The following is an 11823-nucleotide window of genomic DNA, read 5'->3' on the forward strand; positions in this document are numbered from 1 at the left end:
TTAACAGAGATTATTCTATTCAATAGAAATGGGCTTTAGCCCATTTAAATAAATGACAAAAATTCCAACGGCTTTAGCCAAAACATAATTCCAACGCAATATCCGCAAAATTTTTATATAAATAATATTGAGATCGTTCGCAAAGGCATCAGCAAAGAAAATATACTCAACATCTCTGTGAGAATCTGTGAAATATTTGGTTAAATAGAATTTCCTGCACCCCACTCACAGTACCTTCTGCCTAATAAGATTGATCATCTAAGAAATCACCAGGTTTTTCAATATAGCCTCAGATTTCAGTTCCGTTTCCGTCCATTCTTTTTCAGGATTGCTTTGCGCTGTAACTCCACCTCCTGCAAAAATATGTACAGCATCTTTATAAAGTCTTGCACAACGCAGATTCACAAAGTACAGAATACTCTCTTCGGTTTCGATTTTAATATATCCGGCATAGAATTCACGTGGAAATTTTTCGTATTTACGAATGTTTTCATTACAGAAATCTTTAGGAATTCCACAGACAGCCGGAGTGGGGTGCAGATCCTGAATGAGCTTATCAAGATCCTCGGGTTTGATTGTAGTTTTAAAATCCGTTCTTAGATGTTTTATATTACCGGAAATATGATCGTAGGTTTCCGATTGATTTACATTGTTAGAATAATTTTTAAGAATATCCTGAATATAAGTTGTGACAGGTTTTTGTTCTTCAATTTCCTTTTCAGACCATTCTTCAGATACCGGAAGAGTACCTGCTAAAGCCATCGTTTCAAACTGATGGGTAGATTTATTGAATTTCCCTAATAGCTCGGAAAAAGCACCCATCCAGGCATTTTCGCCGTCATTAAAAAGATACCTGAAAGCATTTGGGTAAGATTCGCAGAGGTTTTTAAAGCTCGCTTTATAATTGATTGTATTAAAATCCGTAAAGATCTTTCTTCTTGAATAAACAATTTTGGGAAGATTGTTTTCTTTGATTACTTCAATCACTTCCTGTAATGTTTGACAATATTCTTCCTTTGTTTCAGCAGCAGTATTTGTTGAATCATTAATCAAATCTTCGTTTGAGATTAAAGTATGAGCAAATTCTTCAGAATTAACTTCAACAATATTTCCATGGAAGCTGATCTGCTCTGAACCATTGTAGGAATAAAAATTGACTGCATTTTTTCTATTTTTTTCATCGGCAGACAGTAGTCTTTCGTCGAAAGGAAGTTTGAAATAAATCATGAGCTATGAAGGAATTTTGAAAATCAATGACCGGAAATTCTATTGGGAGTTCCCGGAGTAATTTTCCTTTCTGCAAAGGTATTACTAGTCTTAAAGATGTCAAAATAAAAAGAGCTTAAATTTATTTTAAGCTCTTTATTTTTTTTATGTTGTGACACTTATCTGTTAATGATATTATTAGTCATCGTAGTATGATTGATTAAAACCCCTTTTTCGTCACGGATTTCAATTTCTGAAACATGCATGGTTTTTCCTTTTCTGATAAAACGTGCTGTAGCGGTTACAATTCCGTCCTTTTTGCTTCTTAAATGATTGGAATTGATATTGGTTCCTACTCCGTAATATTTTTCACCATCGATAAATATATTGGACAGGCTTGACCCTAAGGTTTCAGCCAAAACACAGCTTGCTCCTCCGTGCATGATCCCAAACGGCTGATGCGTTCTTGGAAGAACCGGCATCGTGGCAGTAAGGGTTTCATTTTCCAGATCAATATCTATGAATTTTATTTCAAGAGTTTTTGCAAGCGTTACATCGCCCCAGTTATTGATGAATGCTAATATTTCTTCTTTTGTCTGACCTTTCATTTCTTATAATTGATAAATGATGATTGATTTTGTTTTCTACTTATTCTCCCATAATATTAGGATTCCAGTTGGCAGGGACTTTAGGAACAATGTCATTTTTGATATAATAGTCCTGAATTTCCTGCATGATTTCTGAAAAAGGGACGGATGCTATTCTTTCATACGGAATGGTATAACCCAGATAAACAATATTTCTTTTGAAATCACCTGCGGCCAGTACGATGGGAACTTTTGCGGCTAATGCCATATGATAGAATCCTTTTCTCCATTTCGGAACCCAGCTTCTGGTTCCTTCCGGGGTAATAACAAGACTGAAATCTTCTTTAGCAAACTGTTTGGCTACGAAATTAACCAGATCATTTTTCTGGCTTCTGTCGATCCCGATACCTCCAAGTCCTTTTACAATGCTTCCGTACCAGGCTTTGGTGTGGGCATCTTTAATAATGATTTTTAAAGGCTTTTCCAGGGACCAATAGGCGAAATTTCCTAAAATATATTCCATATTATGGGTGTGCGGTGCTACCACAAGGATACACCTGTTCAGGTTGTTGACATCGCCCTGCAGAACGACTTTCCAGCCTAATATTTTTAACATTGCTTTGCCTATCAGCTTTTTCATAGATTTCTTGAATTAAAAACAAAAAAGTATAACCAAATTTTGGTTATACTTTACAAATATATTGAAATATTATCGCTCTTAAAACAAACCGCTAATTAAATCTACGATTTTCATTACGAATTCCATTGCAAATTGTATCATGATAAGGTTGCGTTTTTGGTTGATTGGTTATTAAATTTTAGCTCTACGAAATTAAAACTTTTTTTTTACATAAGAAACTAAATATAGCTTTATTTTCACTTTTCTGAGAGAAGAAGGGTGTGAATTTCAAACGGTTGCCATCCACCCACACCTTCTAACCACTCTCTGAAGTTAATTATTTAGTTTGTATGGAAATTTCGTTTTTTCCGTCTTTGATCTTGATGTCCATATCTTTATTTGATTTTTTGATATTGGACACTGCAGAATCAATTACTTTCTTTGCCTGGTTGTTCGGAACTTTTTTACCATTTACGATGATACTGTCCTTATCATCAGAGTTGTACTCAATACTGGAACCGTTTACCGTGATTTTATTTTTTTCAATTCTTACACTGTTGTTATCTTCATCACTGTCCTGTTCATCGTCATTGATACCGTCTCCATCTAAGTCACCATCCATGTGGATATGGTTTTTATTCATTGAAATAACCACTGCTTTTTGCGGAACTACAAGTTCATAGTCAAGGCTATAGTCTCTGAATCTGTGCTCGTATGGATATTTGATATAGTTTGGAAGGAGTATTTTATTGTTTACAACTTCTACTGGAACTGTCAGCTGAATTGGGAAATTGTATCCTTTTCCTTCTTTTTTAATGATCAGATAAGGTGTTTTAATATCTGGCTTTCTTGTTACATCTACTGAGATATAATCTTCTTCGAAAACTGTTCTTTTGTCAGAATAAATATCATTATTGTAAGCTTTAAAATTCTGAGGGATGTTGATTTGCTTTACATCTACATACACTGTATCTGAAATAGTATTGATGGCTACATTCTCTACATCTTCCTTACTTCCTCTGTAGATCATGTCTTTCTTAGCCATGCTTATTCCAAAATAAGTTCCCAGTCCGATCAGAAGAAGGAATAAACCTCCTACTACCCATCCGATGTTTCTCAGTTTTGTTTTTGGAGAGAATATTTTAATACTTAATAAGCTGAAAAGGATTGCCGGAATTAAGCTTCCGATGACCATCATGGCTGCCAATACTTTATCAAGCCCCTGGTCATCCATATAGAATCTGATTTCATTGGCACCAGGAAAGTCTGTATCCATCCCGAAAAGACCGAATAATACAAATACTCCGATAATGCTTCCTACAGCCATCAATACGAAGAATCCTCCTACGATATACTTGAATACATTCCAAACTCCGCTTCCTGCGTTGTTGATGTAAGGCTTGTTTTCGTTGTATATTTCTCCGACCCTCTGAGTAGATTCATTGGCAAACTGAACCAATTTATTAGACTCATTCTTAAGATTGTCGAAGTTCATAGGCTTTCCCTGCATTTTCAGGAAATCTGCCGCTGTTTCAGCTTTTGGAAGTACAATCCAAAGGATTACATATAAAAGACCGATCAATGAAGAAGAGATTGCAGCAGTGAAAATTCCTAAGACGAAAATTCCCAGCCAGATGGCTCTCATGGTAGTAATATCCATTCCTACATATTGAGCTAAACCTGCGCAAACACCTGCTACTTTTTGTTTTTCCGGATCACGGAACAGTTGTTTCTTATCGGTATAATTGTTTCCTGAATAGTTCTTTCTGGTAGATGTTTTTTCAGAAAAATAAGCCTCTTCCTGTTCTTCAATTTTTTCCGGGCTTCCGATCTGTGCGATTACCTTTTCTACATCGGTATCGTTGATCACTTCGCGTTTTCCCAGAGAATCTTTGAATATCTCCACCATTCTTATTTCTATGTCATGCATTACCTCATCTGCCTCAGAAGCATCCAGTGAGCTTCTCAGTGCGTTCAGGTAATCGCTGAGCTTTATATATGCGTGTTCTTCTATTGTAAAAGAAAAACCTGCGAGTCCTATTGAGAGTGTCTTGTTCATAGCTTTGTTTTTTAATTTTGTTGAGTGATGTGGTTTACTGAGGCTGTCAGCTCATTCCATGTGTTTTGAAGTTCATCCAGGAAAAGTTTTCCTTTTTCTGTGATCTGATAATATTTTCTGGGTGGCCCTCCTGTAGATTCTTCCCATCTGTAAGAGAGAAACTCTCCGTTTTTAAGTCTTGTAAGAAGAGGGTAGAGGGTTCCTTCCACTACATCCAGTTTTCCTTTTTTCAGTTCGTCAATTAGATCAGAAACATACATTTCGCGATTATTGATGAGACTTAGAATACAGAATTCCAGAATTCCTTTTCGCATTTGCGCTTTGGTATTTTCGGTATTCATCTTTGATAAGTTTTGTTAATTAGTTATATAATTTTCGAAGTTCGGAACCTAGCTAGTTGTACCTATTTCGATTTTACATTACAAAGATATGTAAATAAAATGGTATTATGCAATACAAAGTAGTGGAATTTTTAAAATAAATAATGTAAAATATTGATAATCAATTGAATAATTTTTATTGAGAATTTTAAGAAAATGAATTTAAGTGAAAAATAGTTGAAAAGTTGTTAAAATTTTTGATGTGATTGAGAAAAATATTCAGAAACAATTCAGATTACCCATTACTAATTGCTCATTATTCATTAATTATTTTATTGCTCACTATTTCATCTAGCCCCGATAGCAGCGGTTACCCCACAGCAGATTGGCTTCTGGGTGGTGCGAGGAGTATGAGCGTATAGCGGGAAACAGCTTCTATCATTAAAGACTCTTTTATTTAATGGTTGTTAATTTGCTTCAGATCCTTACAGATAATAAGGCCGGGATTTTGAGATCGGTATTATGATTCGTATTTTTGTTAGGAAAAAAAACACCTAAATCTATTTACTATTACCATGAATTTATTAAATACGTATAGGCATTTATCGGCTTTTGTTTTACTTGGGCCTGCATGTTTCGGACAATATCAGTTTGAAGTAAAAAATGTATCAAATAAATATAACGCAATCATCCATATAGAAAATTGTAATGATGGCCAATGTGGGGGAAAAGGAACGGTAGAATTGTTTGACAATAATAACAGCAAGGTACAGAGTTTTGTTTCTGATAATCTTGTTTTAAATCCGGAACAGGGACAAAAATTGATTCCGGGGAAACTGATTCCTCTGACAAATGACCAGCGTTCAGTAATTATAGATGATTTTAATTTTGACGGAACCGAAGATATAGCGATAAGGAACGGAAATATGGGAAATTACAGTTCGGCTTCTTATGATGTGTATGTATTCAACAGTACAAGAATGGCATTTGTAAAAAGTGAAGAACTTACAGATCTGGGCTCAAGCGGCTTTGATTTTTTTGAAACAGATGCCAAACGCAAACGTCTTATTTCCTATGGTAAATCCGGATGCTGCAGGGTTTTCACAACAGAATATGCCGTTATTCCGAATAAAGGACTGGACAGGGTGCTTGAAAAAGAGGAAGATATGACCAATGAGGATCAGGTAAGGGTAGTAACCAAAGAAAAGATCAATAATAAATGGATTACCAAAACAAAGGTATATCCGGCAGATCAATATAACAGAAATAAAAAGTAAGATGAAAATTCAGAAAGAAATCGACTTTATCCTGGCAGTGGACGCCTTGAAAAATGTACAGAGAAGAAATTATAATGCTGATGATTCCCGAAGAGAGAACACAGCAGAACACTCCTGGCAGATTATTATTCTGGCTCAGGTTCTTTTTCCGTATGCTAAAAACCGCGCGGATATTGATCTGTTGAGAGTAATAAGAATGCTTTCTATTCATGATCTGGTAGAAATAGAAGCTGGTGATACTTTTATTTTTGATGAAAAAGCAATGGTAGGAAAGTTTGAGAGAGAGAAAGCATCTGCCCAAAAGATTTTCGGAATCCTGGACGAACCTTTGCGTACAGAGTTTTTCAATCTGTGGCTTGAGTTTGAAGAGGAAAAAACTCCTGATGCTATTTTTGCCTGTGGGATTGACAGAATTATGCCGTTTATCTTAAATTCTCATACTTCAGGAAAAAGCTGGACAGAAGCCGGAGTAACAGAAAGACAAATCCGAAATATGCTTGAAAATGCCATCAATAGAGCTTCGGACGAAATGGGAGAGGCTTTTGAACTGCTGTTGAACAGAAGTCTGGAAACGGAAAAAGTGGTGAAATAAAATGTAAAGAACATAGAATAAGCTTCGGGCGGCCTCTGGCCGCCCGAAGCTTTATTATTTATAGTATCTGGATTGGTTTCTTGAATTCATCAATCGCTACAAAAGTAAAATCACCCACAATGGCTTTTTCTCTTTCGTAGGAATACATCTGCTCGGTATAGATCTCAACATTTACTTTCATACTGGTTTTTCCCACGTAGGAAACTTTCCCGATCAGTTCTACAATAGTTCCGGCAGGAATAGGTTTTTTGAAATCGATCTTGTCACTGCTCACCGTTACCACTCTTTTTCTGGCAAATCGGGTGGCTGTAATAAAAGCTACTTCGTCCATCAGCTGCATGGCCGTACCACCAAAAAGGGTATCGTAATGATTGGTTGTGTTAGGGAAAACCGCTTTAAAGATTCTGGTTTCGGATGCTTCAATTCTTTCTTCTGTAGTCATATATCATTATTAATTAAAGCGAAATGAAAACGATATTAAAACAACAGAATAATGACAGGAACTTAGAGAACCCCTGAAACAATCCATCAGATCAATACAACTTCAAATCGCGAAAGTTATTTGTTTAAAGAAATAGGCAGGTCTCCTGACTTGTAACATCTTTTATCTCCTTCCCATGCCTCGCACAGTGGATCTTTGATAAAGATTTCAGTTACTTACAGTTGCGCGACAGTCCGTGATTTTCACACGGTTCCCTTTTAATCTGCAGTGATGCAGAACCAATTTCTGTGATGAATAAGCGTTAAAACTTTTCGGGTGCAAAAATAATGAATTTATTCCGGATTATGGTAAATAATCTGGCTGATTACTCTCCCTTTCTTGATCGTCCACAGTGTGGTGTATCTGTTTTCTCCTGAACCGTTTATCATGTATAAGAAAATATTGTCGGTATCCAGGGAGGTTACACCAATGTTCTCAAAATCCATTGTAGGCTGGAACATGTTTTTGATGGCTTCTCTTACAAAGACAGAACCTCTTCCGGGTTGTTGTACCCTGATCGATTTGATTTCAGTCATTCCTTCAGGAAGATCATTTCCGATTCCCCAGGGCTTTACTTTATCGATAGTCAGAAGTTTTCCTTCAGCATCTTTTTCCTTCTTACGATAGCCGGCGTTGGAAGGGTAGATATCAATTACTACTTTGCTTCTTTGGGCAGTAGGGACTTTCGGATCAGAATTATCTGTGAAAATAAGTGATTTTCCGTTTTTAGATTTGGAAGGAGTGTAGGCCGGAAGCTGATCTATATAAGCAATACGTTCTTTATTGACCATTCCTTCTTTATCAAGTGTTTCATGCCGTACAAACGGTTTATCATCATCCTGTTTTTCAGGATATTTGATCCAGATCCATTCTGTTTCTCCGGGAGCAGGTTTTACATAAACAAATACATCTCCTTTACGCATACGGATCTTGTCTACAATTTTCCTGTAATTGTCTTTATGAACCCGTACATTGGCATATCCTTCTTCAGCTTTTACCACTCCGAAAGGAACTTTATTCTGTCCTTTTACAAGGGCTAAAGAAAAAATACTCAAGGCCGATATATAGAATGCTTTGTTTATGAAAGTCATTATGAAATTTTTTTGATCCCCAAATATATAAATTAAATGCTTTTCGGAAGATAATTATACTGATGCAGTTCTTTAAAATCTTGTATTTGTTTCAAACAATGATAAGAAATAGGTTTTGACAGTGATATTCTCTTGAATGGATATGTTTTTTACTTGTATGATTTAAAAGTATTAAAAAAATACAATAATATGTAGTATAAATATCAGGTATGTTCTATAAAATCCCTATTTTTCAAGAGAATTTAAAAACTAATAAACATGACAAAAAAACTACTTTATGTATTCTCTTTTATTTTGGGGATTTCCAGCTTTCAGGCAGAAAACAAAATAGAAGCAGGATCAGAATCTTTATTTTACTGTGATACGAACGTTCCCACCGGTGTTCAGATGTCTGCTATAACCCTTACCTCCGGAACTGTTACATGGACTGCTGATCCGGATACCCCGAATAATTTTATCAGATACAGATTACCCGGAACTACTACCTGGATGGTAGCTACTCCTACACCGGGGCAAAATTCATTTACTATTACGAATCTGCAGCCTTGTACAGTTTATGAAGTGCAGGTAGCAAAAATATGCACTACTCAGGGAATGTGGTCAAACCCTATATTTTTTACAACAACACTGAATTACTGTTCTAGTGCCTCTACAGATACAAGTATGATGCATATTTCCAACGTTACAGTAACTTCTTCCGGGATAGCATCTCCAATGATAAGCGATTCCGGCTCTTCCAATTACACAGATTACAGAAGTGATCTGAGCCGTAGGGTAAAGTTTTATATCGGAAGTACAGGAAATAAACTTTCAGTAACCAATACCTGGACCGGTACTCCGGGTACGACAACTGTAACAGCATGGATAGATCTTAATGCCAACGGAATTTTTGAATCTACAGAAAGAGTTATGGTAGCAAATAATATCACTCAGGCTGCTCCGGCAGTTTCTGTTTTTACGATTCCAAGTCTGGCAGCGTTGACAACTTGTGGAGTAACCATGAGGGTTGTTACAAATCAAACAATGCCTGCAGATGCCTGTAGCACATTTACCTACGGAGAAGTTGAAGATTATGGCGTGGACTTGATAAATTTAACACTAGGAGTGGAAGAATCGGCGAAGTCTGTAAAACCGGAAATTTATCCTAATCCGGCATCTGATATTTTAAATATCTCCGGAATTTCAGAAGCTACCAATTATGAAATTTATAATGTTCTGGGGCAGAAAGCAGGTGAAGGAAAAGTTTCTGATCATAAAGTAAACCTTAGTCATTTATCCGAAGGAATTTATTTTATTCAATTGAAAGATAAAAACAGTGCAATCCGGTTAAAATTCATTAAGAAATAAAAATAAAAAAGAGAGAGTACCTTTTTGGTGCTCTCTCTTAGTATTTGCGTAAATGAGTTCATTCTTTAACTAATTTAAGATTAATTAAATTCTCTCAAGTTCATCCGCATTAATCGTTGTCTTGAAGGTTCCATAGTTGACAATTACCTTGTTTCTGGAAATCTTTTCAATGGTTCCCACACTGGTACTTCCCGTAATACGAACACGCTGTCCGATTTTCATCCAAATAGCACGGTCACTTTTACGCTGTTCTTCCAGTTTTTCATTGGTTTCTGCAATTTTTTCAATCACTTCCTCCTTTTTCAACTGTTGCGTAATTTTTCTCTTAACAACCTGCAGACGTTTTGTTTCATCCTTATCATGACCTAATTTCCTGAATTTCTCCTGCTCAAGAAGTTTTACAAAGTCTTTTACAACATCCTTCCTGGATTTTCCCTTTGTATAGCTGTCGATGAACGTTTCAATCTTATTCCCGAACTGAAGCTTACGGTGTTCCTCTTCATATAATTTCTGGAAATTGAACAGTTTCTGCTGAAGCTGGTCATTCAGTTTCTGAAGATTGTCACGCTTGTCTTCTACAGACTCTTTTCTTTCTGCAAGATCGGATTTCAGTTTTTCAACTTCAAATTTCTCCTGCTGCAGCTTTACAATAGTCTTGTCGAGGTTAACGATATCGTGCTCCACCTTTTTCTTGGCAGAATGAATTATAAATCTTGGAATTTTATTTTTTTCTGCAACTTCAAAAGTAAATGAACTTCCTGCCTGGCCTACTTCCAGTTTATACATCGGCTCCAGTGTTTCTTCATTGAAGAGCATTGCTGCATTCTGGGCGTTGGGAAGCTGTTCTATCACCAGTTTAATGTTGGTGTAGTGAGTCGTGATAATGGCGAAACTCTTTTTATCATAGAAAAACTCCATGAAACTCTCTGCCAGAGCACCTCCCAATTCCGGATCAGAGCCAGTACCAAATTCATCAATCAATAGAAGTGTATTGGCATCAGCCTCACGGATGATTCCGGACATTTTCTTCAATCTTGATGAATAGGTTGACAGGTGGTTTTCAATGGATTGGTTATCACCAATATCAGTCATTATCTTCTCAAAGAAAAACATTTCAGATTTGGGATGAACCGGAACCAGAATACCACTCTGAATCATCAGCTGTAATAGTCCTACCGTTTTCAGGGTAATTGATTTTCCACCGGCATTAGGCCCGGAAATACAAATGATTCTGTTATGTTCCGTTAAAGCAAGAGTCTGAGGGTGAATCGTTTTATTCTCTACTTTATTTCTCAGCCATAATAAGGGATGGTAGGCATCTTTAAGTTTCAATGTCTTGTGACGGTTGATCTTTGGAAGAATTCCGTTCACTAAATCGGCAAACTTGGCTTTTGCTCTTGTAAGATCAAGATCAAAAATATAAACCTGATATCTCCATAGCTGAGGTTGAAACTCTGCCAGTTCTGCGGTAAGCTGTCGGAGAACTTTGTCGATTTCCTTTTTCTCTTCCTCTTCACTTTCACGAAGCTTGAAGTAATGCTTTACAACACTGTCCGGCTGAATGTAAGTAATGGAACCTGTTTTGGAAATTCCAAGCGTTCTTCCGGGTACTCTTTTTTTGAATCCTGATTTTACGGCCAAAACCCTTTGGTCATCAATAATGGTTTCCCGTATGTCATCCAAAAAGTCACTCTGTCCGTACGTGGTAAGGGCGCGGTTGAAATTTTCCTGTATCGCTTTTTTAGCAAGCTGAATTTCAGTTCTTATACCTTTCAAAGCTGGAGAAGCTTCATTTTTTACCTCACCAAAACGGTTAAAAACCTTATCTACTTTATCAATGATCTCTTTTCTGAATTCCAGTACAGAAACCTCTTCTAATAAAGTTGGGAATGTTTCCGGCATGGTAGGGAAGAACTTCTGCAGTTTTCCGATCTGTTCCGTGATGGTTTTTATTTTGATGAAAGCAGCATTTTCCAAACGGTAGTTTTCAATCAGCATCAATTTCAGCTCACTTTCAATATCTTCATATTCATCAAACGGAATCGCATTTGAACTTTCAAAACTCGACAGATATTCCGACGTTTTTTTTAACGAAAGTTCCGCCTCGTCTATTTCCATTGGGCGAAGTTGAAGAATTTTTTCTCTTGTTTTCGGAGAATACGCAAATGGGGAGATTTCCGCGAGCAATTGCGGAAACTCTAATTCGTCTAAATCTTCTTTATCTATATACACAGTGCAAATTTA

11 protein-coding genes and 1 riboswitch are annotated in these 11823 nt (G+C 36.5%); of the genes, 3 read left to right on the top strand and 8 right to left on the bottom strand.

What is annotated here, in order from left to right; translation table 11 throughout:
* Positions 1-258 precede the first annotated feature (258 nt).
* The 5 genes from ACLMCG_RS09180 to ACLMCG_RS09200 all read right to left on the bottom strand — a co-directional run bounded on the left by ACLMCG_RS09180 (position 259) and on the right by ACLMCG_RS09200 (position 4812).
* Entirely contained in the window at positions 259-1227 is a 969-nt protein-coding gene (locus tag ACLMCG_RS09180; protein WP_413960543.1) for a chorismate-binding protein, read from the bottom strand.
* A 158-nt stretch (positions 1228-1385) separates the two neighbouring features.
* Positions 1386-1814, bottom strand: coding sequence for a PaaI family thioesterase (locus ACLMCG_RS09185; RefSeq protein ID WP_047378514.1), 429 nt, complete (start codon positions 1812-1814; stop codon positions 1386-1388).
* A 40-nt stretch (positions 1815-1854) separates the two neighbouring features.
* Positions 1855-2433: a 1-acyl-sn-glycerol-3-phosphate acyltransferase gene (locus ACLMCG_RS09190; protein ID WP_309421897.1), complete on the bottom strand. Its 579-nt coding sequence runs from the start codon at positions 2431-2433 to the stop codon at positions 1855-1857.
* A gap of 316 nt (positions 2434-2749) precedes the next feature.
* Complete coding sequence (locus ACLMCG_RS09195) at positions 2750-4471, bottom strand: PspC domain-containing protein (protein ID WP_413960542.1); 1722 nt, start codon at positions 4469-4471, stop codon at positions 2750-2752.
* An 11-nt stretch (positions 4472-4482) separates the two neighbouring features.
* Positions 4483-4812: a PadR family transcriptional regulator gene (locus ACLMCG_RS09200; protein WP_047421133.1), complete on the bottom strand. Its 330-nt coding sequence runs from the start codon at positions 4810-4812 to the stop codon at positions 4483-4485.
* 554 nt (positions 4813-5366) lie between these two features.
* On the opposite strand from ACLMCG_RS09200, the gene ACLMCG_RS09205 reads away from it, so the two are divergent.
* Together ACLMCG_RS09205 and ACLMCG_RS09210 are read left to right on the top strand one after the other, a co-directional pair.
* On the top strand, positions 5367-6068 hold the full coding sequence (locus ACLMCG_RS09205) for an XAC2610-related protein (RefSeq protein WP_413960541.1): 702 nt from the start codon (positions 5367-5369) through the stop codon (positions 6066-6068).
* A gap of 1 nt (position 6069) precedes the next feature.
* Entirely contained in the window at positions 6070-6660 is a 591-nt protein-coding gene (locus ACLMCG_RS09210) for an HD domain-containing protein (protein WP_142718617.1), read from the top strand.
* A 58-nt stretch (positions 6661-6718) separates the two neighbouring features.
* Here ACLMCG_RS09210 and ACLMCG_RS09215 read toward each other — a convergent pair whose 3' ends face one another.
* Positions 6719-7102 carry an acyl-CoA thioesterase gene (locus tag ACLMCG_RS09215; RefSeq protein ID WP_002977578.1) on the bottom strand — a complete coding sequence of 128 codons (384 nt, stop codon included), beginning with the start codon at positions 7100-7102 and terminating at the stop codon, positions 6719-6721.
* Between the two features lie 117 nt (positions 7103-7219).
* Positions 7220-7400: riboswitch (cobalamin riboswitch) on the bottom strand.
* A gap of 34 nt (positions 7401-7434) precedes the next feature.
* Positions 7435-8232 (bottom strand): hypothetical protein, encoded by a 798-nt coding sequence (locus ACLMCG_RS09220; protein ID WP_413960540.1) that lies wholly within the window; start codon positions 8230-8232, stop codon positions 7435-7437.
* 258 nt (positions 8233-8490) lie between these two features.
* Here ACLMCG_RS09220 and ACLMCG_RS09225 point away from each other — a divergent pair, with 258 nt between their 5' ends.
* Positions 8491-9579 carry a GEVED domain-containing protein gene (locus tag ACLMCG_RS09225; protein WP_413960539.1) on the top strand — a complete coding sequence of 363 codons (1089 nt, stop codon included), beginning with the start codon at positions 8491-8493 and terminating at the stop codon, positions 9577-9579.
* 84 nt (positions 9580-9663) lie between these two features.
* On the opposite strand, the gene ACLMCG_RS09230 is transcribed toward ACLMCG_RS09225, so the two are convergent.
* Positions 9664-11811 (bottom strand): endonuclease MutS2, encoded by a 2148-nt coding sequence (locus ACLMCG_RS09230; protein ID WP_047421141.1) that lies wholly within the window; start codon positions 11809-11811, stop codon positions 9664-9666.
* Between the last annotated feature and the right edge of the window lie 12 nt (positions 11812-11823).

Source organism: Chryseobacterium sp. S90 (genome assembly GCF_047444895.1).
Lineage (GTDB): Bacteria > Bacteroidota > Bacteroidia > Flavobacteriales > Weeksellaceae > Chryseobacterium.